Origin of the sequence: Bacillus sp. FSL R5-0431 (genome assembly GCF_038002985.1) — a bacterium.
Classification (GTDB): domain Bacteria; phylum Bacillota; class Bacilli; order Bacillales; family Bacillaceae; genus Bacillus.
The window spans coordinates 1,577,566-1,600,771 of record NZ_JBBOOG010000001.1 but is presented as its reverse complement, the minus strand read 5'-3'; the positions used below and the strand labels follow the sequence as shown (position 1 = coordinate 1,600,771).

Annotated in this window: 23 protein-coding genes; 3 read left to right on the top strand and 20 right to left on the bottom strand. The window is 40.0% G+C overall.

Annotated elements, in window-relative coordinates; translation table 11 throughout:
• Nucleotides 1–2: 2 nt before the first annotated feature.
• Genes MKZ03_RS07975 through MKZ03_RS07925 form a run of 11 tightly spaced genes read right to left on the bottom strand, consistent with a single transcriptional unit; the run spans nt 3 to nt 10,382 of the window.
• Nucleotides 3–1,133, bottom strand: a complete 1,131-nt coding sequence (locus tag MKZ03_RS07975; RefSeq protein ID WP_334749150.1) for a nucleotidyltransferase family protein — start codon at nt 1,131–1,133, stop codon at nt 3–5.
• Nucleotides 1,120–2,256: an aminoacyl--tRNA ligase-related protein gene (locus tag MKZ03_RS07970; RefSeq protein ID WP_106030884.1), complete on the bottom strand. Its 1,137-nt coding sequence runs from the start codon at nt 2,254–2,256 to the stop codon at nt 1,120–1,122. Before MKZ03_RS07970 ends, MKZ03_RS07975 begins: the two co-directional genes overlap by 14 nt.
• A complete protein-coding gene (locus MKZ03_RS07965; RefSeq protein ID WP_341031480.1) occupies nt 2,257–3,108 on the bottom strand; it encodes an HAD hydrolase family protein in 852 nt (283 codons plus the stop codon).
• A 3-nt stretch (nt 3,109–3,111) separates the two neighbouring features.
• Nucleotides 3,112–4,194, bottom strand: coding sequence for an inositol-3-phosphate synthase (locus MKZ03_RS07960; protein ID WP_334749149.1), 1,083 nt, complete (start codon nt 4,192–4,194; stop codon nt 3,112–3,114).
• 24 nt (nt 4,195–4,218) lie between these two features.
• Nucleotides 4,219–5,025, bottom strand: coding sequence for a histidinol-phosphatase (locus MKZ03_RS07955; RefSeq protein ID WP_341031479.1), 807 nt, complete (start codon nt 5,023–5,025; stop codon nt 4,219–4,221).
• Between the two features lie 15 nt (nt 5,026–5,040).
• Nucleotides 5,041–5,814 (bottom strand): SDR family NAD(P)-dependent oxidoreductase, encoded by a 774-nt coding sequence (locus tag MKZ03_RS07950; protein WP_106030880.1) that lies wholly within the window; start codon nt 5,812–5,814, stop codon nt 5,041–5,043.
• A 14-nt stretch (nt 5,815–5,828) separates the two neighbouring features.
• A complete protein-coding gene (locus tag MKZ03_RS07945; protein WP_106030879.1) occupies nt 5,829–6,557 on the bottom strand; it encodes an SDR family NAD(P)-dependent oxidoreductase in 729 nt (242 codons plus the stop codon).
• Entirely contained in the window at nt 6,554–7,543 is a 990-nt protein-coding gene (locus tag MKZ03_RS07940) for a phosphotransferase enzyme family protein (protein WP_341031477.1), read from the bottom strand. The genes MKZ03_RS07945 and MKZ03_RS07940 overlap by 4 nt, the downstream gene beginning before the upstream one ends.
• Nucleotides 7,544–7,547: 4 nt before the next feature.
• Complete coding sequence (locus tag MKZ03_RS07935; protein ID WP_106030877.1) at nt 7,548–8,099, bottom strand: AAA family ATPase; 552 nt, start codon at nt 8,097–8,099, stop codon at nt 7,548–7,550.
• Between the two features lie 13 nt (nt 8,100–8,112).
• A complete protein-coding gene (locus MKZ03_RS07930) occupies nt 8,113–9,147 on the bottom strand; it encodes a hypothetical protein (RefSeq protein ID WP_341031475.1) in 1,035 nt (344 codons plus the stop codon).
• Nucleotides 9,148–9,152: 5 nt separating this feature from the next.
• The gene (locus MKZ03_RS07925) at nt 9,153–10,382 is read right to left on the bottom strand and encodes a methionine adenosyltransferase (protein ID WP_334749143.1); all 1,230 of its coding nucleotides are present in this window, start codon (nt 10,380–10,382) and stop codon (nt 9,153–9,155) included.
• 109 nt (nt 10,383–10,491) lie between these two features.
• Between MKZ03_RS07925 and MKZ03_RS07920 the strand changes: the two genes are divergently transcribed.
• Nucleotides 10,492–11,574 (top strand): serine hydrolase domain-containing protein, encoded by a 1,083-nt coding sequence (locus MKZ03_RS07920; RefSeq protein WP_189318237.1) that lies wholly within the window; start codon nt 10,492–10,494, stop codon nt 11,572–11,574.
• Here the strand turns inward: MKZ03_RS07920 and MKZ03_RS07915 are convergent.
• Genes MKZ03_RS07915 through MKZ03_RS07900 form a run of 4 tightly spaced genes read right to left on the bottom strand, consistent with a single transcriptional unit; the run spans nt 11,571 to nt 15,527 of the window.
• The gene (locus MKZ03_RS07915; RefSeq protein WP_334749142.1) at nt 11,571–12,740 is read right to left on the bottom strand and encodes a hypothetical protein; all 1,170 of its coding nucleotides are present in this window, start codon (nt 12,738–12,740) and stop codon (nt 11,571–11,573) included. The two genes, MKZ03_RS07920 and MKZ03_RS07915, sit on opposite strands and share 4 nt — an antisense overlap.
• Before the next feature lie 23 nt (nt 12,741–12,763).
• Nucleotides 12,764–13,909 carry a nucleotidyltransferase domain-containing protein gene (locus MKZ03_RS07910; protein ID WP_341031473.1) on the bottom strand — a complete coding sequence of 382 codons (1,146 nt, stop codon included), beginning with the start codon at nt 13,907–13,909 and terminating at the stop codon, nt 12,764–12,766.
• A 6-nt stretch (nt 13,910–13,915) separates the two neighbouring features.
• Nucleotides 13,916–14,494, bottom strand: coding sequence for a CYTH domain-containing protein (locus MKZ03_RS07905; protein ID WP_341031471.1), 579 nt, complete (start codon nt 14,492–14,494; stop codon nt 13,916–13,918).
• A gap of 19 nt (nt 14,495–14,513) precedes the next feature.
• Complete coding sequence (locus tag MKZ03_RS07900; protein ID WP_106030871.1) at nt 14,514–15,527, bottom strand: hypothetical protein; 1,014 nt, start codon at nt 15,525–15,527, stop codon at nt 14,514–14,516.
• 101 nt (nt 15,528–15,628) lie between these two features.
• On the opposite strand from MKZ03_RS07900, the gene MKZ03_RS07895 reads away from it, so the two are divergent.
• Nucleotides 15,629–15,889: an acyl carrier protein gene (locus tag MKZ03_RS07895; protein WP_189318235.1), complete on the top strand. Its 261-nt coding sequence runs from the start codon at nt 15,629–15,631 to the stop codon at nt 15,887–15,889.
• On the opposite strand, the gene MKZ03_RS07890 is transcribed toward MKZ03_RS07895, so the two are convergent.
• The 3 genes from MKZ03_RS07890 to MKZ03_RS07880 all read right to left on the bottom strand — a co-directional run bounded on the left by MKZ03_RS07890 (nt 15,876) and on the right by MKZ03_RS07880 (nt 20,454).
• Nucleotides 15,876–17,594 carry an ABC transporter ATP-binding protein gene (locus MKZ03_RS07890; protein WP_334749136.1) on the bottom strand — a complete coding sequence of 573 codons (1,719 nt, stop codon included), beginning with the start codon at nt 17,592–17,594 and terminating at the stop codon, nt 15,876–15,878. The genes MKZ03_RS07895 and MKZ03_RS07890 overlap by 14 nt on opposite strands.
• A complete protein-coding gene (locus MKZ03_RS07885) occupies nt 17,591–19,360 on the bottom strand; it encodes an ABC transporter ATP-binding protein (RefSeq protein ID WP_334749135.1) in 1,770 nt (589 codons plus the stop codon). The genes MKZ03_RS07890 and MKZ03_RS07885 overlap by 4 nt, the downstream gene beginning before the upstream one ends.
• Nucleotides 19,361–19,533: 173 nt before the next feature.
• Complete coding sequence (locus MKZ03_RS07880) at nt 19,534–20,454, bottom strand: aminoglycoside phosphotransferase family protein (protein WP_334749134.1); 921 nt, start codon at nt 20,452–20,454, stop codon at nt 19,534–19,536.
• Nucleotides 20,455–20,623: 169 nt separating this feature from the next.
• Between MKZ03_RS07880 and MKZ03_RS07875 the strand changes: the two genes are divergently transcribed.
• The gene (locus MKZ03_RS07875; protein WP_334749133.1) at nt 20,624–20,887 is read left to right on the top strand and encodes an acyl carrier protein; all 264 of its coding nucleotides are present in this window, start codon (nt 20,624–20,626) and stop codon (nt 20,885–20,887) included.
• A gap of 51 nt (nt 20,888–20,938) precedes the next feature.
• Here MKZ03_RS07875 and MKZ03_RS07870 read toward each other — a convergent pair whose 3' ends face one another.
• Together MKZ03_RS07870 and MKZ03_RS07865 are read right to left on the bottom strand one after the other, a co-directional pair.
• Entirely contained in the window at nt 20,939–22,171 is a 1,233-nt protein-coding gene (locus tag MKZ03_RS07870) for a M16 family metallopeptidase (protein WP_106030866.1), read from the bottom strand.
• 33 nt (nt 22,172–22,204) lie between these two features.
• Nucleotides 22,205–23,158 carry a polysaccharide deacetylase family protein gene (locus tag MKZ03_RS07865; protein ID WP_334749132.1) on the bottom strand — a complete coding sequence of 318 codons (954 nt, stop codon included), beginning with the start codon at nt 23,156–23,158 and terminating at the stop codon, nt 22,205–22,207.
• Nucleotides 23,159–23,206: the final 48 nt, after the last annotated feature.

The window sequence follows — 23,206 nt, the reverse complement described above, 5'->3', positions numbered from 1 at the left end:
CACTACTCCTTATGAACAGAATGCTTTTGTATTTCTAAAGATCGATTAATGTGAAAGAATCGTTTACGTATGGGCTGATTCCAGGTATGAACGACATCATTTGCATCCAGCACTTCAGATAAATAAGCAAGCGATTCAGGCTGAAGTGCATCCATGACAAGATCAGGAATCGTATGAGGAAAGACTTCATTCACATAATGCAAAGCAAAATAGACCATCTTTTCAAAGCCATACGCTTTCGTTCGACGGACAAACAAATCCACATCCAATAGGTCTTCTCTCATAAACATGCCATATATATCAAGCAACTTATAAAGCAGTAAGTCTTTCATTGACTCCACTTCATTTAAATAAATCGCCTCTTTGTAAAAATGAATACATAAGAAAATCAGCATATCCTCTTCTTTTAATGACCATACAAGGTGTTGATCAACAGACGTTTGAATTCGTCTAGACAGCATTTCTTGGACAATTGAATCTGTCCGGTTTCCTGTCATGAGGTCAACTGAAAACTGAACATCAATTTTATGACAATCAATAAAGCGGCATTCTGGTGTAGGTTTCATATAGGTGTAGGTTTGATGTGAGTTCATGATGAGGTAAAGAATGTCTTTTCGTTTCGCAGGTGTGACTGTCTCCGTTTCATAGTTCCAAGAACCTTGAATATAGCCTAATTCTTTTAATACATGTCCAGTTTCTTGCAGCTGATCTTGTGAGATAAAGAGGTCGTTGTCCCCAAATAAGCGAAGCCCTACATCGTCGTATGCCCACTGGCCAATCACACTTCCTTTTACAATGGCATACTCAATTCCTTTTTGATCAAGTGCTTGGAATAACTGATCGTTTAATGTGATATTGTCTCGTGCCGTTTCTAATTGACCCTTATACATAATCTCTAATGACTTTAAAAAATAAGTTGCTTTAAAATCTTTTCTTAAATGAATGGCATGACGTTTAATATTCTTCCATGCAATACCTGCTGTCCGATGAACATGCAGCATTCCGAGAATGACATTCCAGTCTTGCTGCTGATACAGAAGCTCCTGCATCTCTTCTATCTGACTGTCTTCTAAAAAAGGAGTAGATAAAATGAGGGCTGTGTGCTCTTCTTGAGTCAGATTACTTTGCAGCATAGTGACCCTCCTTTATAAGAAGCATTTCATCCGGCCAATTCTTTCGATTTCGACCGTATGTTTGTAAAAATACTTGAACCCATCGATCGATACCAAATGCGGCACAACCCGAATAAAGCGGCATACCATCTTCTCCCTTGATCTGGAACCTTTCACAAAGCATTTCTCCACAGTCATTAAAAGAAGCGATCGAAACGTCTTTCTTTTCTGTCACAGCAACTAACTCATATTTGCTGTTCGCCATTAATTGATAATTCGCTTTATCCATATCATCATAAAAGAAAAAGGGGTCATTTGCGGTCGTGACCTTTCCACTAAGGCCAAGCTGATGAAAACATTGCCATGTGTGTTCAAGAAGTGTTTTTCTTGTTTCGTTGATGTATTCGTTATCACCGATAAAGACAATTTCACGCATACTAAATTCTAGTTTCCTTAGAGGGTCTACTTTCCAAGAAATTTCATGTCTAAAACACTGCCCCGCTGCTGTCATCATTTGATTGTCTGTATAGGTCTTCCCTTCCCATTCCTCATAGCAGTGATAACAAATACACGGCTGTAAAAAACGGCCTGCTTGCTGGAAGTGTTCAGGCAGAAAACCATGATGCTTTTCTCGAATGTCATCAATAATCTGGTAATCATGTGGTATTTCAAAAACAGAATAAATATTTTGCGGAAAATTCGTATGGTATTTACATTTTTCCATTAATTCTTTACTCATCGTAGAAGGGTATCTTCTTAATTTGGCTCCAAGTGAAATCCCCATATTTAAGAATAATTGATCAAAATAGTGTGAGAGTTCCATTTCAATTTCATCATAGAAGGTTCTCTTTTGGTCATCGTCGCTTAGTTTCGAATGAACAAGTTCACTGGATAAATGAATATTTGATTTCATTTCCTTTTCACGAAACCTCCGCAGTTGAGCTACATTTGACGATAACTTTAAAAACGCAGCTGATATCGCCTCTGCATCTCCCGTATGATCTACTGTTACTTCAATAACAGATTCCTCTTCAAGAAGATCAACGTGCACAATATGGGCAGATAGAAAAGAAACTCTTTCCACAAAATCCGGTATCATTGTATCTTCTAGTGCATCTGGTAAAGGCAGCTGAAGGGTTCTCAACTAAATACCTCCCTTTTCATTGATAACTTTTGGTGCTTCTAATGGTTGTAAAACTTTATCAAGATAGTCATAAATAGACTCTTGTAAATGAACATCACATAACTCAATCGCCGATGGATGGCTATCTTGAACTGCCAGCCCCCACTTGGCCTTCTTCAGCAGCAGTCTGTCATTATGACCATTTCCAAAAGCAATCACACGATTTAAATCACTTTCTCCAAAACAATCTAATAAATGGTGCCCAAGCATATCTGCCTTACAAATTCCTTTCGGGGATATCACTTGTGCATTTAAAAACTGGGCATCCGCAACATCACAATGACAATCTCTTAATAGATGAGCGATATCTATTTTTTCTTTCGGTAAAATAAATAGTTTTGTCACACGGTCAAATCTGAATTCTTTCTGATGACCAACCTCTATTTTTTCTCGTGGAAATGTGTAAAGCATACAATATTTCAACTTAGCGCTTTTACTTGATGCCACATGCTTCCCATGTGATTCCATGACAAATTCAGCTTGACCATCAAGTGACGAGATGACCTGCCGGCATAAAGCAGCATCTAGATATTGTTTAACGTCAAATGTTTTCTTTTGATGGTGGCAAATCACATTTCCATCATTCAGCAAAACATCATGATGAAATAAATCGAGTAAAGATGGATCTAAGTTCAGAGAGAAGAAAGAATCATAGGTTCTGCCTGTGACAATAATTGAAATAATGCCTCTTTGGCGCAGCATGTTCACTGCGCCATGGACATCACCAATAAGTTGACCTCGGTCATCAATTAATGTTCCATCCAAGTCAAAAGCGGCAAATTTTATCTCGCAAAAATTTAGTTCTGCTTCCACTGATCACACCTTTTTCAGCTCAGCATTTGCTACATATTCATTGAATAGACGCAATGATTCTGAATCTACTTGTCCAATTGGAGGGCTTTTGAATAAGAATGGGCAGACGTCATGTATGACACCGCTGTGATTCATGTCTTTAGCTGCTTTTGCTACACGCATTGCGTTAGCGATAACACCAGCTGAATTCGGAGAATCTTCTACTTGTAAACGGATTTCAAGCGAAATGTCTGAATCCAAAACAGAATTTCCTTCCAATCGCAGGAAGCAGACTTTATGATCCCCTAAGTAGCTGACATAGCCATTCGGACCTGCTGCCACTTCGCTGGCATCAATACCAGAGGCAAATAACGCTTTTCTCTTCGATTTTTGCTTACTCGTTGATCTCATTGGGTTGGCAAGGTTTAAAAAGTCTGTATTGCCTCCGACATTCAATTGGTACGTATTGGTAATATCAACCCCTCGGGATTTTAATAGTTCAATTAACGCTGTATGCAGTGTTGTGGCACCTAAATGACTTCTTAAGTCATCTCCAAGGAGCGGGGTATTCGACTCTTCAAACATTTTGACAAATTCAGGATCATTTGCCACCGGTTCAGGTGTCGCATTAATAAAGGCAGTTTGAGCGTGTGCACACGCCTCTGCGTATACTCGAACTGCTTCAAACGAACCTGTCGGTAAGAAGCAGACTAGTACATCTGCCTGAACGTCCTTTAATCTTTGCGTCACATCATGTGTGTTCATTTTTAATGAGTGTTCATGCGGCTGAATGCAGTTGGACAAATCTCCTTCAAGACCATCACATAAAGGACCTGCTTCAACGGGTACTTGGAAAAACGGAACATCTATATGTTTTACTGCAGCCGTTGGTTTAGTAAAAATAGCCTCTGATAAGTCTTTTCCTACTTTATTTTGATCTACTTCAAAAGCTGCAACAAATTCCACATCAGACAAGTGATAACCTCCAATGACATCATGCATAACACCGGAGAGGGTACCCATCTTTTCCTTTGCCAATTCTACAAATTGAACAATACTTGAAGCGCATGATCCTACTCCTGCAATTGCTACGCGAACTTTTGTCATTTTCATAACCCCTTTTTTTAGAATTTATAGAACCAATTTTCGCTTTTGACGAGATTGAAAGATATACCATTCTCGATAACCTAATTCCTTCAGTGTCTGTTTTACTTTCAGCCAATCATCTGCTACGCGGGCTGGCTGATGTGCATCTGAGCCAAACGTGACATCCACACCATAAAATTTGGCTCGCTCTAATAGATCCATTGATGGATACCAGCCGCCGCAGTCTTTTGATTTGCCAGAGGTATTCACTTCAATGACAGAACCACTCTCCGCAATTGCTTGCAGTGCATCATCGACAGCTTCTGTTTTGAGATGAGCAATCTCTGGATAAAAACCTTTTAAGGCGTCAATATGGCCTAAAACGTCGAACATTTGACTCTCAGCAGACATTTTAATCAACTGGTAATATGTTTCTTTTTCAATGATTGCTTGTTGCTCTGTGATTCGTTCCCACCGTTTCCGGTTAAATAGGTCATATCCATTACTGACATGAACCGAGCCAATGATATAATCAAATGGATAATGTCGATACACGTCTCGGTAAAGGGCCTCGTGTTCTGGAAAATAGTCAGATTCGACACCTAACAGCACGTGAATTTTTCCGTCATATTCCTTTTTCAACTGCAGGACTTCCTCTATATATGATTGAAAATCACTTTTAGCCATCGCTACCCAGGGTTTAAAGTGGTCAGCCTCTTCACCAAAGAACGGGGAGTGATCCGATATTCCAATAAAATCAAGACCTAATTTGACAGCCTCATCGATATATTCTCTGATGTTCCCTTCCGCATGACCACAGCGTTGATGATGTGTGTGCAGATCAAATTTCATGCAATTTTTACTCCTCTACATGGCAGTATAGCCGCCATCAACCATCAAATTTTCTCCTGTAATAAAACTCGCTTCATCTGAAAGAAGGAAGATGACAGCAGATGCGATCTCTTCTGGATCAGCTGTTCGTTTCAACATGTGCATCCCGCCAATATCAGGATGCTGATTTGCTTGCTCTCTTGTCAATCCAAGTTCTTCCAAATGAAATCGCTCGTTATTTTTGTTCCACACCGTACCTGGATTCACTGCATTTACACGAATACCTGCATCCGCCAAATCCATTGCCATGCACCGCGTCATATTGACAACGGCTGCTTTTGTCGCGTTATATGTTAAATATTTCGGCTGGGCAATGTGTCCTGAAATGGATGCAATATTTACAATCGACCCTTTTCCTATTTTCTCCATGTAAGGTGCGGTGTGTTTGACACAAAGAGCTTGTCCCATAATATTCAAATCCATGATGCGCCGCCATTCTTCAACGGTTGCTTCAAGACCCCGCATGATAAAAATGGCTGCACAATTCACCAGCATGTCTATTTTCCCAAAATGATTGACTGTTTTTTCTATCATTGAAACAATTGATGCTTCATCAGCAATATCAGCCTCTATAAACAAAACATCATATCCGTTTGCTTTGAGCTGTTTTTCTGCTGCAATTCCGTAATCTACATAGTGATCAGCAATGGCGACTTGTGCGCCTTCTTGTGCGGCTCGTTCTGCGACCGCATATCCAATCCCCTGAGCTCCGCCTGTCACAATAACCGTCTTTCCTTTCATACCTCGCATGTAGCTGCCTCCTCTTACCACTGAAGTCTTTGACCGTCTCTCAACAATTCTCCTGTTGGTCCATCTCGGGGCAGCTGTGCCGCCCACACTATTCCTGATGCACCTTCCTGTATGGTTTTAACAGCCTCTGAGGTCCCCATGTCCGTTTGTACCCAGCCAGGACACACAGCATTTGCAAGGATAGAATAGGGTGACCCCTCTAAAGCTGTGACTTTTGTGAGAACATGTAGTGCCGCTTTTGACATCCGGTAGTAAGGACCACTTTTACCGTCACGCCTGACATCGCCTGAAGCGTAGATCGCGGATAGCCTTCCCATACCGCTAGATACATTGACAATCCGTCCATATCCAGCCTCTTTCATGTAAGGGAAAACCGCCTTGGTCATTCTGACTGCGCCATATACATTCACATTCATCGTTTCTTGGAGTGTCGATACAGGAAGATCTAGAAAAGATGGAAATGTGTGATCCTTTATGTTGTCATGAAAGACACCGGCATTATTAATGAGCACATCCACTCTCCCGAACGAATCTTTCATAAATGCCGAGAAACGTTCAACCGATTCTTCATTTGTTACATCCAGCTGAAATGGCACAACATGCTCTGTCATTTCAGACGCAGCTATTTTGGCACTTTCAAGCTGCCGTGCAGTTAAAATAACAAGCATTCCACACTGCGCAAGCTGTCTGCATACTTCTTTGCCTATGCCCCTATTTCCACCAGTGACAACAGCGACCTTCATATTCTCATCTCCTTTTGGAGATACCAATCTTCCTTCAGCTGGTTCGATGCAGATTCTAGTGCTTGAAAAGACCAATCAATATACCATTTCAGTAGGTGAGGTGTATAGGTATGCAGCAGTGTTAAATACCGCCCTGTTGGAATATATAAAAGTCTGATAAAAGCAGATATAGAACGCCATTCATATTCGGATAAGTCATCTGCATATGCCTTTAAAAATTGAATCGTTTTCACAATATCTAGTTGAAACGTTCCTCTCTTGATTCTCGTTAACAAAAAAGCAGATATGGCTGCATCATATATTCGCGGTCTAAAGCCTGCTGTATCAAAGTCAAGAACCATGGCAAGCTTTTTGTTACGAATTAACAGGTTGCCAGAATGAAAGTCACCATGTGTAACAGCATGAGGTAATGCTTCATATATACTAGGGTTTAGCAGCGTGATGATATTCATTAGTTCCCGTTCATACACTTTGAGCAAAGCAGCAGCCTTTTTAGAAGAAACAACCTTTTTTAGTGCGTAAGCCGTCTTGCCGAGCGTTTCGTCCGGAGAAGTAATCCAGTTATTCAATTCGCAGTTTGGATTCACAGGCCCTTTCGGTAAGTTCTTCAATGAATGGAGCTGTTTTAATACCCGGATGGCTTCTTGTTCATCTGAACGATTTCCCATTTCATATGGTCTTCCTTCGAAATAGGGCCGCAGCTGCCAAAAGTGTTCTTTGAATAAAATGGTCTTACGACGGTCTTCTGCCTCCATCATAGGTTGAATCGGGAAGCCATGATCAAGCAGAGCATCTGTTAAATCCTCTAAATATTGAAGCCACTCCGCATCATGATTTCTTGCACATTTTTTTAAGACAAAGCGGTTTTTGATCGTTTCTACAAGCCATCCTTCATTAGGGCTTCTTCCGTTTAAAGGTGTTAAACGGATCGGCTGTTCCGAAAACCAATATTTCAGGACATTATAAGCATCATCTAATGTCGTCATGTCCTCACCCCTTTTTCTCAAGGTTTTTGATTTTCATAATCACCTGGTCTGCCTCGTCCCGCTTGTCTATGCGCAGGCATTTCACATGAGATTCTTCTTTTAATTTGTGAAAAAGCTTTTCGTTTTGATGAATCACCTCTGGATAGACTTGAAAGGCATATGAGAAAAATTGGAGCGCGTTACCCATTCTCTCCTTATTTCCATTCCAAAGTTTCTCCCTTGTGATGAGCCGTTTGAATGTCCTTTTCATGAGACGGGGGAATGTCTGTCTTCTCTTTACATCAAGCCAAATGATCGTATCAGCATATTCAGCCAATATGTGGTGAACAGATGAATATTGACCATCAACGACCCATTTCTTTTGTTTGACAATTTCATGGACGTTATCGATAAACACCGTCTTATCTGTTTTTTTCCAGTTCGCTTGCCAGAATAGGGCATCGAGCTCATAGTGAGGTAACGTTAACTCCTGCTTCAATTGATGTGCAAGGGTCGTTTTTCCAGATCCAGGTGGACCGACAATCCAAATTCGCTGGCTAGCTCCTTTATTGTTCAAGTTGTTCCCTCCGTTACAGAACACGTTCATGCTTTTGAATGTCGTTTCTCACTTTTACTAGCAGATCAAGTGCTTCATCCCAATTTAGGTTTTCTGTTAATTCAAATACGGGCGTTTCGCTTGAATGAATGGACACATCTTTACATAATAGATCTAATGCTTCCGCCGAAAAGCCATTTTCCTTTAACAGCTGGCCAAAAAGTGTATGCGCGGGAGTCATCCTTGTTTCAGGTGTACTAAAATAGTGAATCATTCCCGCCATTGCTTCTACAGGACCCGGTGACAGGTGAATGCCATTAAACCGAGTACACACGTTAGATAAACCAAACCGTTTTTGCTCCGACAGCAGCGTGTGTTTAAAAGAACCCGCTTTAGCCTCTTTAGGGTCCGTTGCACCGATGAAATCTTCTCTCAACATCCTCATTGGCTGCTTTGAAAAACATTCAATGACGATAATAGACTTTGCAGGTGAAGTGAACCACTCTATTTGACAAGGGTGGAATGAATTGAGCAGAAGCATTTTTTCTCCATCCACCTCGGCCTCTATGGCGTATGTGCCCGCACCCAGCTTGTCTACCTTGACGTTCCGGGTTAAAAGCTCTAAACCATACGGCGTGAGCTCTTTGTACTCTTGTAAAAATTGATGGCCTCCATATATGAAATGTTCCTTCTTTTTAAACTCTGGGTATTTCATGTCGAGCATCTTTTTTGCTGCATCTGACACTTCACTCAGGCCATTTTTAGAAATTTTATTTAGCATCCCATATTGATTCTCAATTATTTTCTTTTCTTTCAAATATAAGGATGATATAACACGCACGGCTCCTATTTCTACATCACGATCATCTAATCGTTGGAGAAGTTCATCTAGTATTAAATCCAACTGTACACCTTTATTGATGCTTGTTAATTCAGGCTTTAGTATCAACAGAAGATGATGTTGATTCAATTGTTGTTGTTTTTCAATTTCATATGGATGAATGGTCACTGCCATAGGTTCTTTTGTATGAATACATGCATGAACGGCATCAATGACTCTTTTTTTCATCCTTTTTACCACATTGTCACGCCTTTAAAAATTAAATCTGTTGTCACATCGCCCATTGAATGAACCGCATTCATGATGAGGTCTTCAATTCTTTTTCTATCAACTTCATTTCCATCCCACTGCTGAATACGGACGGCAATTTCATCCGGGTTGTGGAGCGGTGCCTCTTTTGAAGTAAAGATATGCACTTCTGTTGGCTTTTGAATGGTCTCAAAAATTTGATCTGCCAACCGTTGTGCGAGCACCCCATATAATTTTCCTGTATGATCAAGCGGGTTTTTCCCAGCCGGCGCTTCAATACTCATAGACCGCATTGGGGTGATCAGTCCATTTAATCTATTTCCTCTTCCAACAACTCCTACATCGCCGGTATCTGCTACAGAACCTAGCGCTGTTAAGTACGGACGGCCATTACGATCTGTTGCATTCAGCATGAGATCAGGCGTGAGGCCTAACGTTTCATGAATATAGCGAGCGATTTGATCTTGGCATTCTTTTTTGCGGGCAAAATACTCCTCAAGACTATGAATATCTTTAGCTAGAAAAGGCATGTTCACAATGAGTTTAAAATCTTCATGACGTCTGCTTCCAAATATTTTTACATCCCAGCCGGTATCTGGATTGACCTTTTTAAATTCTGGGCCATTCACATAACGCTCTGTATAAAGAACCAGCTTCTCAAGACGGCTTAATGGGGCATGAGCATGCAGTAAGTTACAGTCGTTTGACACAAGCTTTGGATCACCGATTTCAATCATGTCCGTTTCAACCATCGGACGATATCGTGAATTTTTGCGGCCTGCCCCCTGATGATCAACGATTCGGCAGTCAATGACGAGATGTTCTTCAGGATCAAATCCTGTTGTCACCTCTGATAACACATCCTTTGCCGCATCAAAAAGAATCTTTTTAAGAGGAATGAGCTCATCGCCGTATGCGTATGCCCCTTTTCCAGCAAACACAACTTGATACGGTTTGACCATTGTCCCTTTCCCATACGTGACATCAGCATCTCCGCCAAGAAGCATGACTTTGTCAAACCAGTGGTGTGCCACTCTGCCGAAATGCTCCATGCAATATTGAGAATAGTATTGAGAAGCTCTTTCTGCTATGGCGTCACACATCGTATCTGGATGACCTACACCTTTACGTTCCACAAGCTCATATGGAATTTGTTCTATATCTTGGCCATCACCTTTTAAAATATCAAGAATGGTTTTTTGAATTGTTTTCATCATCTATCGCCCGCTCTCTTTTAAAATATAAAAATATTGATCGTTCATCTTAAAACAATATGAAACATTTGGTAATATATATATATTCTGTATGAAAGAGGTGTCTATTTTGATCAATGAATCGATCCTGCAGCGTCTGCAAGATACAACCACCGATATTAGGAAATTATTAGAACAACATCAAATTCCCGGCTGTTCCATTTGTATTTCACATGAAGATGAGCACATTTGGTCGTGGCATGAGGGCCTCGCTGATATTGAAAGCGGCACCCCTATTACAAAAGACACAACCTTTCGAATTGGTTCTGTGACTAAGCCTTTTACTGCAATGGTCATGATGAAAATGCGAGAGGATGGATTGATTCAACTCGATGAACCCATTCATACTTACGAACCATTACTTTCTTTCATAAGAAGTCACTTGTCTGAATCAATTCCACTCACTTTCCGAATGATTGCCTCTCATATCTCAGGCCTGCCCAAAGCACTCGACAAAGCAGCTCATTTACGAGATATGACTCTAGCTCAGTGTATTGAAATACTCACTATTTTCACACCGCCTTGGTCTATCATCAATTATTCCAGTCTTGGCTACTCTATATTAAGTAAAGTGCTAGAAAAGGTGAGTCATCAGCCATATAGAGAATTAGTGCATACCCACATACTAAAACCGCTCGATTTGAAGCAAACTGGATTTATTGAAACAGCATCCACAGCCAAAGGGTATACAGTTTCTTCCTCAGGCCTGTCTGACGTATCCTATCCAAGTGCTGAAACACCATCTTGGGAGGACGGTTCAAGCGGACTAATCTCCACAGCAGATGATCTGATTCAATTCATTCAAGCTCAATACGGTGGAAACAGCCTGCTTCCTCAGCATTCGCTAAAAGAAATGCAAAGCCCCGTTATGGTTGAAGAAGATTTCAGCAGAGGTGTTGGTCTTTCATGGTTTTTGAGACCTTTTAACGGCTTCACCTTAGCTGAACATAGCGGAGAAATTAAAGGGTTCACCTCCTATATTGGATTCATTCCAAAGCGAAAATTAGGTGTTTGCATTCTAATGAACTCTGACGAAAGGCTCGCACGGCCAATTGCCGAAATGCTCTTTCAAATTTTGCTGCCAGCAGATCACGAGCAAATGAAAAAACGTGAAGACCGGCTCAAACGAATGTTTAGACAATCGTCTCTTTAAATCGAACTGACTTTTTTGTTTAACAGATCTGGAATTGCTTCTTGCAGGTGACGCGGATCACCCTCTAAATAAAAGCATGGCATGTTAAACAAGTGATGGATAAGCTCAGATGCCTTTTGCTTGAGAAAGGTATCTGACACATGTCGAAGTCCGAGCCAGCCTTTTAAATAGTCGGGATCTTCTGGTTCTCTTATATTTGCTGCCATAATTTCTTTTGCTCTTTGATCATCCTTTTTTACCGGCACAAGCCTAATCTCACCTGAACCTATTTTAAGTGAGGGGAAAATCACCATATCTACTTTCGTAGAGCTTCTAATCGTTGTTCCTGTCATTTCAGCAGCTTCTTTTGGTGTAATTTCAAACTTACAGCCGCTGGCCCATTTTTCTTTTGCCTCTTCCTCTGTTGATATGGTTTCATCCCATATTCTTTTATCTTGAGACCGGCTGAATTTTTTGTTTTTCAGTTCCTGTATATTTGTTGTGGCTTGGACAGTTCCTACTCCAAGCGCCAAGCACATCGGCCATCCATACACAGTAAGTTCCTGATCTTCAAGCACTGAAATGGAACGATCGTTTGTGATAAAATCTGCTCCTCCATGATGCAAAAACTGCCACATAGTGGTTGACTTCCCGGCACCTTTATCGCCGATAATGAGCGCTCCTTTTTGGCCATCTTCAAAAGAGACAGCTGCTGCATGCGTAAAGCATCCACCTTGATTTTCTAATGTTCTAAGGGCAATTTCTCGAACGATTCGCAGTGGACAGCGTATCGCAGACTCATTTTTGTTTTTTCCAATCACAGCATAACGCCCTTTATTGACCGCCACACTGTGCGGCTCGTCACCTTCATGTGAGGCAAATAATACTTGATCGTCTAATTTTAATCGTTTATAAGTAAACTTCCTTTTTGCTGTAATGGTTTCACCCTTTTGAAAGCAAGCACTGCGAACAGACTGTTCGACCTCCGGATCAATGATAAATCGTATTTCAATCTGTGAAGGTATCCCCCCCTCGCGGCGATCCAATTCTTTTGGGATATAATGTTCAATATCTTCAATCGCCAGCGATTCCATTGAAAGAATATTAAAATGGATACCTGCAAACACAAATGATTTTTCATAAGGAAAATCGTTCTTTGGCTTTTCAAAAAGCGCTTTTATATCCATATAGAATCCTCCTCTTCAATTTGCTATTGCCTTTCAGGAAATAGCTGTATGGCTGGTTCCTCTTCAAGCTCATCGCGATTATCCAAGCTGAAAAAACGTTCAATAAAGGATTTTTTCCATATTTTCAAAGAACCGAAATCATTCTCTCCATAGGCTTCTAAGAATGATTGGTCACTCATGTCTAGCTGCTTCAATTGGTCAATATAGTTCGTTTGATACAATAAATCTAGAAACGTAAACGTGTAAAAAAGTGCTTTCTCGGCCCCTAATTCCTTCGCTCTTTCTTGCAAAGCATGCCAATCAAGCTGATTTTGCTCTACAGCAAACATGACGTACTCCCTTACATCACAAAACTTGATCAAATTAAGATCTGCATGTAAGTAGACATACTGTACATTTGTTGCCTCCTTGTATAGATGGAAGGCAAGATGGATAAGAAAATCTAACGGCTTAAGCAAATAGACATCTGTTTGAAAAAAGGACTTTTCTTCAGCAGCATCCAGCAAGGCATTTGTTGCTTCGTAGTTTTTTTTCAGCTCAACATCATAAGAAAAATCGACTCGGTGTACCTTCAAAAAATCTTCTCCGCTCCGTTTAATATGTGAATAAAGATTCCCGGCATTCATTCTCCACATCATTTCTTCTTCTCTGGCAATCGGTATTTCCTGATCGGCAGCCCAGTCATATTTCCCGATGATAAACCCTTCCTTCTTGAGCAATGAAGAGGCACTCTTTCGATCATCTGGATGAATTAAGAAGTCAAGGTCTGACATCATTCGCAGTCCATAATCTTTGTACACAAGCGGGGTTAAAATGGCACCTTTTAGGGGAACCGCTTTCAGCTTTGCATTTCGGAATGTTTGTAAAAGACGCTTGAATTCTTTGAATCTCTCCATATTTTTTTGACGATTCCCTATATAGTGATAGTGAAGCAAAAATTTGTATGTTGTCGTAATGTTTTTTTCATCGTCAAGGCGAATCAAATGAGGCGTAATCAGTTGAAGCACCTTATGTCTTGATGCCAGTCCAATTAATTTAGGCATATCGATGCCATCTTTCAATAGAGCTCTAATAGACTCTTCTTCTTGTTCATTTAATTGAATACGTGAGCTAAGTAATAACAGCCTCTGCTCGTTTGAGAGAGTAGATTGATCCAAAACAGCCCGCATGTTTGACTACTCCTTCCCGTAAAACGATTGAAATCTAGTAATAAATCGAGAACGCTTCCCTTTTCGATTGACTGGCATGTCCAAATCATCAGTTAGTGTATGAAACAATTGATCTGCCTCATATGCTTTTTCACTGTCATATTCAATTTCCAGTTCATAATCTGTGATGCCAAGATAGCTGCTTTGGTCCAAATCTACTTTGATGCCTTTCTCAATGTAAAAGGTTGTTCGTTCAGTGACCAATAGCCCTAACAATTCTGGCTGTTGAGTGATTGTAATAGGTAAAGACGTCATGATGTTCTGTACATCTAGTTTTTGCGGTAACTCCTCAATAGGTAATGACGTTTCTTCTCTTACTCTTTTATAGCCAGACGTTTGACTGGGGCGTTTGATTTCAAGTGTTAGTTTGCCGCTGATTTGACGGATACGTACGGTATAACCAAATCGTTTCAATAAAAAATCTGGTGTGTCGTAATAGTAATTGAAATTAAGTACATAAGTAGGTGTATGACTTTGAATTAACATGTCGTATATGTACTGAAACTCTGTTTGTGACAACAAATATTTATACTCCTGCTCAACCATAACTCACCTCCAAAAAGTCTTACACGACAATGTCAGATTGTTCAAGAAGCTCTTGAATGAGGACAGTGCCTTTCTCTAAAGAAGTAAATGCCTGCTTTAATGAATAACAAGGCACCTTTTCCGCTAGTGCGTTAAGAAATGGTTCTAGCTCTTCAGGTGTCGGCAATGTGAAATACGGTAATAAGAATTCATTATGTCTTCCAGGATTAATGACTGCATGCTGCTTCAAACGTTCCGCTGCTTCCTGCGGAGTCATTTTCGAAAGTTCTGCACCAGTTTGCCCGTGAGGTAAAAATTCAGGAAACACAATCACATCGATTTTTCCCATTGTTTTGACTTCACGTGAAAACCATTTTTCTAACTCTTCTGGATATACAAAATGATAGTTTTTATCATCCTCGTTAAATGGATGACTCGATGTTTGGAGTCTGTATGGGGTACCAAGCTTTTCAATGGCTTCAAACGAATCTTTCCGAATACTCATAGATCTCGGCCAGCCAGTTCCTGTGTACTCGGTGTTCGTACATGAAACACCTATATCATCGTTTGTAATATAACGGGCCTCGGTTAATGATAACAAGGATAAGATGGTGGACGTTTTCCCCGCCCTTGATCCCCCTACTAGGGCAATCCCCTTTTGATTCATCTCCATCATGCCCCCATGCAAATAGATGAGTCCATCCTGATAACACAAAAGGCGAAGCAAAACTCTTATTAACCGGAGTGCATGCTGGGCTGCCCATCTGACATCTTTTGGTTCATCTATCACAATCACTTTTTTCTCTCCGTGATACAGGTAGCGGCAGCGGGGTTCCATCTTCGTTTGGTAAAAGACTTCTTCAAGCGGTACTTCTTTTTGAATTTCTTGTGCATATTTACTGGTTAAAATCGTCCAAACGTCTCCTTCATGTCTTTCGGTTATTTTTCTGCAATCAATATAGGGATGCACTTTACTTATGACTAAATTCTGAATTGATTCATCTGCACCTAATACCACACGAACATCCTTTTTTTGATAGCTTACATATGACAATGAATGCCACCCCTTATGATAGATTTATAAAAACAATTGCATTTTTTTCCTTAATAAACCAAAATGTAACATATATCAATCTCTTAGAAAGGAGCCGCGACATGAATGAACTGACAATAACTGAAGTTGAAGAAAAAATTGTCCAACTTGTAATGAATAAGTTATCGCTCAATGAGCAGCCAAGTCGGGATGATAGTTTAAAAGCTTTAGGACTAAATTCTGTCCAAATCGTCTCTTTTGTTATTTCATTAGAGGACACCTTTCATATTGCCTTTGAAGACGAAGAATTACATCCGGACCACTTCCGCACCTTAGATCGACTCTTCACTTTGGTTAAAAACAAACTGACTAAGACGCTGTAATCACCTGCGCCATAAATAAAGAGCGGTAATGCGAGGAGGCTTCCATCAGCTCCTCATGTGTACCGCAGCTTTGAACAGCACCGCCTTCAAGTACATAGATCATATCTGCATTTTGTATGGTCGATAATCTGTGCGCAATAACAAGCAGGGTGCCGCCCCCTTTGGCATCGTCTATCCCTTTTTGAACCTTCCTTTCTGTCTGCCGATCAAGCGCGGAGGTCGCCTCATCTAATATAAGTAAATCAGCCTGTTTTAAAAGCGCTCTGGCGATAGCTAAGCGCTGTCTTTGTCCTCCTGATAGGGAAATTCCCCTCTCTCCAATGACTGTGTCAAAACCTTTTTCAAGCCCTTTGATGAAGGAAAGAATTTGTGCAACTTCACAAGCCTGTTCAAGTTGTTCTTCGGTAATATCATTTAATCCCATGATTAAATTCAGGCGTATAGTGTCTGGGAAAAAATAGGGCTCTTGCGGGACAACGGCTATTCGCTTTAATAAATGAGATGGCTTTATCTCTGATAGATCAACCCCATTCACTAAAATTCCCCCGCTATCCGGCCGGTAAAGTCCAAGTGTGAGCTTTGAGATCGTCGATTTCCCGCTGCCGCTCGCTCCAACAATAGCCACTTTCCTTCCCTTTGGAATATGAAGATTCAAGCAGTCTAAAGCCCCTTTAGATGTTTGTTCATAAGAAAAGCAAACATCTTCAAACACCACGTCTTCTACAGCATCTATTCGTTTTGTTCCTTTTTCTTCGTTTTTCATTTGTAGCACTTCTGCGATTCGATGAACGGATGCACGCTGTTGGAAAAATTCAAATACATACTGGAATAACTCCTGATAACTCTTCATTAATTGAGATGCATATTGGTAAATGACGACAAATAAACCGATTGACATGTTTCCTGCTGCTACTTGATATGTGCCAAACACTAGAACTGATAGTATTCCAAACCATTTCAATGGTTCTGTTAAAAAAAGAAGCTTATTTTGAAACTTACCTTCCTTCATGACACGATCCATCATTTTGTTAAATAGCTTTTCATACAAACCGATTTCCCACTTGCGTCGATTAAATGCGACAACTTCCCTTGTAGAAGAAATTCCTTCTTCTACATGCACGAATAGGTCTGATTTTCTCTCCTGCACATCTTTTGCTATGTTTGTTGCCGTTTTCGCCATTTTTTTACCGACAATGAAATAACAAGTGCTTGCAAAGAGAAGCAAGAAAAATAAGACAGAACTCACAGATAGTAAAATGATAGATAAAACAACGGCCATAAAAATCGTTTGTACAATTTTCGGTATATGTAAAGCAGCCGTGACAGCAACTGTCTTTACATCTTGATTAAGCTTGTGTAAATAAAAACTAACTGGGTGAGTTTTATATGATCTCATGGATACCTGCTGAAGCTGATCTAACATCTTTTTCTGCAATGAATGATGGATGATCAGATAGTTTTTATGCATCACATATGGGCTGGCAACAAACATTACAACATATACGAGAAATATAATGGCAAACAGCATCAAGATCTGGGAGAAATGTTGACTGTCACCACTATTCAAAAGAACATCGTCAATGAGCCACTTTTGCAGTCCTATCATGGCTAAATTAGCTGCTACTTCAATCAAAACGAGTAAAAGAGCAAGGATGAGCATCCATTTTTGCCTTGTGATCAAAAGAAACAGCCAATTTTTTCTCATGTTACACCTGCCTCCTTTTCTGAGCGGTCAGACGCCAATTGATAAAAATGCCCCTTTTTCCTCATCAATTCATTAAATTGTCCAGCTTCTAACACACAACCATCTTCTATAAAGATAATTCTGTCAAAATGTCTTACCGTTGATAAACGATGAGCAACTGCAATGACAGTAGACTCCTTAAATGTTTGGTGTAATGCCTGCTGGACTTTTTGCTCACTGACATTGTCAAGAGATGCTGTGGCTTCGTCGAGTAATACAACACTTGGATTCTTAGCAAATAGCCTGGCAATAGCTATTTTTTGTTTTTGCCCGCCAGAAAGTTTTAATCCCCTTTCCCCGAGTATGGTGTCGTATCCATCTTCTAATTCTCTAATAAATGAATCACAATCTGCTTTTTTTGCGGCTTCAATGATCTGTTGATCTGAAAGACTTGTATCTCCAAAACGAATATTGTCCTTTACACTCATATTAAATAAGAACGTTTCTTGAAAAACAAACCCCATCGCATCTCTTATTTGACTAGTAGGTAAACGGCGCAAATCAACTCCATTCATTGTAATCATCCCGGATGAGGGATCATAAAAGCGTCCAATTAGCTTAAGAAGCGATGTTTTCCCTCCGCCGCTCGTACCGACCAGAGCTACTTTTTCACCCTGCCGAATATGTAGATTCATCCCTTTTAATAAAGGAGGATGCATTGGATAATGAAAATCGACGTCATGAAACACGATATCGCCTTCTACATGATCAAGGTGCACCGGCTGCTGAGGCTCTCTAATATCAGGTGTTTTTTTCATAAAATGATATAAAGGTTCAATTTGAAAGGTTAATATCCGTTGTTCTGTTAAAAGTGTGACAATGGAAGTAAGCATATGCATCGCTGAAAAATAATATAGTATATATGCCACAAAACCACCTGTCGTTAGCTGTCCAGTCTTTACAAGATGGATACCGATACCAAAAGTGGCAAGAGCGCCAATATAATAAGTCAGCCTGCGATTGCTTCCTCGTAAATAGGCGAAAAAAACATTTTTCTCATGATCTTGGCGCACTTTTTCATGCAGTGTTTGAATCCGTTCCATATCCCATTTCATATAGCCTAAAATTCTAAGCTCTTCCATCGAAGCAAGACTTTCATATAATTTTGTTTGTAGCGTGCGAAAACCTTCCGCACTTTGTCTACCGTAAATAGTTGCCTTTTTTTCAAGCCATGGTCCAAAGACATAGTAGAGAATAAAACTTGGAATGATGATGAATGTGAGTAAGATAGAAATGTTTATCATAAAGTAAAGTGAGATGGCGATAAATAATATCTGATTGATAAATTGTGGGAAGTATCGTCTGTAAATTTCTTGTACAGCTCGTGTCTGTGTGTTAACAAAGGAGAGTGTTTCACTAACAGAATGTTGTTCGTAGTATGAGAAACCAAGTTGACGGATTTGCTGGAAGGCAGCAAATTGTGAATCTCTTGAGGCTTGTTCAATTAATTTTCTTTGCCATAAATTTCTTGCGGCTGTCAGTATAATACCAAGTACAATTAAGCCAGTCAGTCCTAACAATAAACCATTCATTTTTGAAAAGTCTTTTGCTGGCAAAATGGTCTCAATAAAATATTGAATAAATTTAGGTATAATGAGCTCGCTCAAGGTAATAACGAAACCACTTATAATGACTAGAATCACTTTACCTGTATAAGGCTTTAAGAATGAAAGTGTCCATAAATAAACACGCCATAACTGCTTTGAATCCTTGTCGATTTGTTTCAATCCACCACCAGCCTTTTGCTCTTTTCCAACAAAAAACGGAATTTTTTTACATCTTTTTCGATCCTTGTTTGGATTATATAAAATGTTTTTAATCATGACAATGTGTAATTTGTATCATTATAACAAAAAAGACAGCGACTTCCATCACTGCCTAATCGTCCTATATTTCACTGTTATCTAGTGATACGCGCATACCACTGAGGCTCTATTTGATCAAAATAATCATGATCTTTTAGCACATTTTCTAGTCTTTCAATCATCTCATCCATTTGACCCGGATCGAATTTAATAACCCACATAATCGATGAAAAGATACTCATTGCGACATAAACAGAGTAAAGCAGCCAAAAATCATCTGGAATGTTCCCATCAAAATATCCATTGATTTGACCAGCCGAAAAGGCTTCACTTGTTTCTCTGCTGAAAAGAGCTACTTTATAAAAATCGTGAATGGGATCTCCCCAATCAAAATTGTTAAAATCAATGACACCTGCATATTTATTATTGTTTACTATAATGTTCCCTAAATGAAAATCATCGTGCTGAAATTGATTAGGTCTACCTTTCACAATATCTAAGTGCTTTGCTATAAACTGAGCCGCTTTTTCATCACCTTCAAGGGAGATGCCGCTTTCCCGATAAGCAGCTAAATATCGATGATGCTTTTTAATGACACGATCTTCCCAAGGTTCGATGTGTGAAGGTGCCGGATATCTATGCATATTTCGTAAATCCTGACCTGCACCTACCCCGATAGCATACTGCTTTTCTTCAGTTAACTGACTCATGATTTCTTTTGCTTCCTGGCCTTCTATAAACGATAAAATATAGTACACTTGCTGTTTTGCTTCTAGTACACCGAGGTTCACTGGATCAGCACACTGAACACCGTGACGTCTTAATTCATATAGCAGCTCAAACTGCGTCTTTATTTTGTCATACTGGTCTTGATCTGAGAATCGAAGGACATAATTTTCGCCTGATACGGTAGTCATGACCCATTTTTCATCCCGAGAATACCCTTTATTAATCTGGTCTATGCTGACCGCTTCTTTTAATAAGGGAATGTGCTGCATAAGGTCTGTTTTTTTCATGGATTGATTCATCCTTCCCAGTCTCTTTTCTTCTCACTCTACCAAATATTCATTTGAATAGAATGATCAACAATTCCTATTTATGTCGAAACTGCTTTACAATGTTTTTCCATTCTAATATAGTTAATTTATGTAAATGATAGAAAATTTGTAAAAGGGAGCGTTGCAGATGAATGAAACGACGGATGTCCTTTCACTTTCAAGTCAAGTAAAAGATTTGGTTCTGCGTTCTTTGGAAGATAGCAGCAAGATTTCTATTGGTGCAGATGAAGAATTAACAAATCACGGTCTCGATTCAATTAAGGCAGTTTCACTCATTTTGGAATTAGAAGAGGTTTTTGATATCCAATTTGCAGATGAGGAGTTACTGACAGAGCACTTTTCGACAATCAACAAAATTGTTCATCAGCTGCAAAACAAGTTAGCTGATTAATCTTTTTTGCATGAAAAAAAGGCATCTCTTTAAAAGACATGCCTTTTTTGTTTAAGCAGAAGGTACATCACCCGTCGGACTAATAAGCGAGAGCGCATAATCTTCTGTAAAGATTCGTTTTGATAAGTTATTCACGCCGTCTAATGTGACGTGGTTGATTTCGTCAATAATTTCATCGAGTGTACGATGTTTGCCAAGGAGCAGTTCATTTTTACCGTTTCGGCTCATCTTGCTGTTTGTGCTTTCAAGGCTGAGCATGAGGTTCCCTTTCATTTGCTCCTTAGAGTTTTCAAGCTCTTTTTGCGTGATTCCCTCACGTTTTAAGACGTCTAATGTTTGTAAGATGGTTTCAGAGAGCAGGTTTAACTGCTTCGCTCCAGTCCCGCCATAAATCGTCAGCATGCCGTTATCTGCAAATGAACTGTGATAGCTGAAAACGGAATAAGCGAGTCCTTTGTCTTCTCTTACATCCTGGAACAAGCGGCTGCTCATGCTTCCGCCAAGAACATTGTTTAAGACGATTAAGTCGTAGATGCCTTTATCTCCAGCTGGGAGGCCATTAAAGCCCATGCATAGATGCGCTTGCTCTGTTTCCTTTTTGCGTGTGAGCTTGTCATAGTGAAATTGCGGCGCTTCTAAAGGCTGTTTTTTTCCTTTCGTTTCATACGAACCGAACAACTTTTCAACCTCTCGAATGAAGGTGTCATCCACATTCCCTGCAACAGAGATGACGACGCGGTCCGGCGTGTAGAATTCATCCATATAAGCTCTAAGAGAGTCACCGTTAAAAGTAGAAAGTGTTTCTTCTGTTCCTAAAATCGGGAACCCTAAAGAATGATCACCATAAATCGCTTTGCTCAACAGATCATGAACGATATCATCAGGTGTATCCTCATACATTTTGATTTCTTCATAGACTACATTTTTTTCTTTTTTCAGCTCTTCTTCATCAAAAGCGGAGTGGAAGAACATGTCGCTTAATACATCGAGGGCGTAGCCAGCATGTGAATCAAGCACCTTTGCATAGTAGCAAGTGTATTCTTTTGACGTAAAGGCATTCACTTGACCACCAATGCGGTCAAAGGATTCTGCGATATCACGTGCAGATCTCGTCTTTGTCCCTTTAAAGAACATATGCTCCAGAAAGTGTGAGATTCCATTAATTTCTGGTGTCTCATGTCTAGAACCAGTTCCAATCCAGACGCCAATTGCGACAGATCTTACAGTGGGATTGTTTTCAAGTACAATTCTTACTCCGTTTTGGCATGTATACGTTTTGACCAAGTTTTGCTCCTCCTATTCAACAAACAGATCGGATCACGGATGTCTTTTTTCACTTAGGAGGTCTGAAACCGTTCCTAATTCATATCCTCTTTCCTTGATTTGAGTGATAAGTGCGTCAAGACTTTTCGCCGTCGAATCTGTTGGATGCATTAATATCATCGCCCCATTGTGAATTTTCCCAAGCACCCGTTTTTGTAATATGTCTGGTGACGGTTTTTGCCAGTCAATGGTGTCTACCGTCCACATAATGGTTTCCATTCCTTCTTCAGCAGCGAGTTTCACTGTTTCTTCTTTAAAGCTGCCGCTAGGAGGGGCGAACCACTTCGGTTTTTTTCCAAGGGATTCTTCAATTTGACGATTCGTTTTGGTAATCTGCTCTAATGCTCGTTCTCTTGTCAGTGTGCGCATATCCGGGTGATTGTATGAATGGTTTCCAATTTCATGACCATCTGCCACGATTTTTTTAGCAAGATCCGTGCTTTTTTTCACCCATTTGCCCTCTAAGAAAAAGGTCGCCTTGACCCGATGCTTTTCCAGTGTCTTTAACATCTTGATTAAATGCTCGTCACCCCAAGCCACGTTGATGAGGAAAGCATTCATTTTTTTATCTGGATGTCCCCTGTAAATGGGCTCAGCACCAAGTTCGTGTAAATGAATAGAAGGTTTTGTTTCATTGAAAACAAGCAGCTTTTCATCAAATGACCCTTGTTTTTTCATTTTTTCATAAGAGGCATCGATATTGACTGTCTGTCCATTTAGACCAGGCATCTTTTTCCACACTTTATCAATCTTAGCATTTTGCGCCTTCACTTCATAGTCAGAAGACTTCGATTCAATCTCTTGATATAAAATATCTTTTGAAACAGATGCAACCTCAGCATGCTCTTTCATTGATTCAATATATGTAACAGCAGCCGGCTGCTTCATCGTTTGATATGACACGAGCAGTAAAAATACAAACACAATGAATGGTAACGTTTTTTTCAATGGCTGTCCCTCCCCTTTACCACAAATTATGATGGGGAGAAACAAGCT

Bases quoted from the DNA above. Each gene is read 5' to 3' on its own strand.
- MKZ03_RS07960 (WP_334749149.1), bottom strand. From the start codon at position 4,194: ATGACAAAAGTTCGCGTAGCAATTGCAGGAGTAGGATCATGCGCTTCA.
- MKZ03_RS07875 (WP_334749133.1), top strand. From the start codon at position 20,624: ATGAATGAAACGACGGATGTCCTTTCACTTTCAAGTCAAGTAAAAGAT.
- MKZ03_RS07975 (WP_334749150.1), bottom strand. From the start codon at position 1,133: ATGCTGCAAAGTAATCTGACTCAAGAAGAGCACACAGCCCTCATTTTA.
- MKZ03_RS07940 (WP_341031477.1), bottom strand. From the start codon at position 7,543: ATGACGACATTAGATGATGCTTATAATGTCCTGAAATATTGGTTTTCG.
- MKZ03_RS07945 (WP_106030879.1), bottom strand. From the start codon at position 6,557: ATGAAGGTCGCTGTTGTCACTGGTGGAAATAGGGGCATAGGCAAAGAA.
- MKZ03_RS07910 (WP_341031473.1), bottom strand. From the start codon at position 13,909: ATGCGGGCTGTTTTGGATCAATCTACTCTCTCAAACGAGCAGAGGCTG.
- MKZ03_RS07950 (WP_106030880.1), bottom strand. From the start codon at position 5,814: ATGCGAGGTATGAAAGGAAAGACGGTTATTGTGACAGGCGGAGCTCAG.
- MKZ03_RS07880 (WP_334749134.1), bottom strand. From the start codon at position 20,454: ATGAAAAAAACAGACCTTATGCAGCACATTCCCTTATTAAAAGAAGCG.
- MKZ03_RS07905 (WP_341031471.1), bottom strand. From the start codon at position 14,494: ATGGTTGAGCAGGAGTATAAATATTTGTTGTCACAAACAGAGTTTCAG.
- MKZ03_RS07955 (WP_341031479.1), bottom strand. From the start codon at position 5,025: ATGAAATTTGATCTGCACACACATCATCAACGCTGTGGTCATGCGGAA.
- MKZ03_RS07890 (WP_334749136.1), bottom strand. From the start codon at position 17,594: ATGAGAAAAAATTGGCTGTTTCTTTTGATCACAAGGCAAAAATGGATG.
- MKZ03_RS07895 (WP_189318235.1), top strand. From the start codon at position 15,629: ATGAATGAACTGACAATAACTGAAGTTGAAGAAAAAATTGTCCAACTT.
- MKZ03_RS07930 (WP_341031475.1), bottom strand. From the start codon at position 9,147: ATGAAAAAAAGAGTCATTGATGCCGTTCATGCATGTATTCATACAAAA.
- MKZ03_RS07915 (WP_334749142.1), bottom strand. From the start codon at position 12,740: ATGGATATAAAAGCGCTTTTTGAAAAGCCAAAGAACGATTTTCCTTAT.
- MKZ03_RS07925 (WP_334749143.1), bottom strand. From the start codon at position 10,382: ATGAAAACAATTCAAAAAACCATTCTTGATATTTTAAAAGGTGATGGC.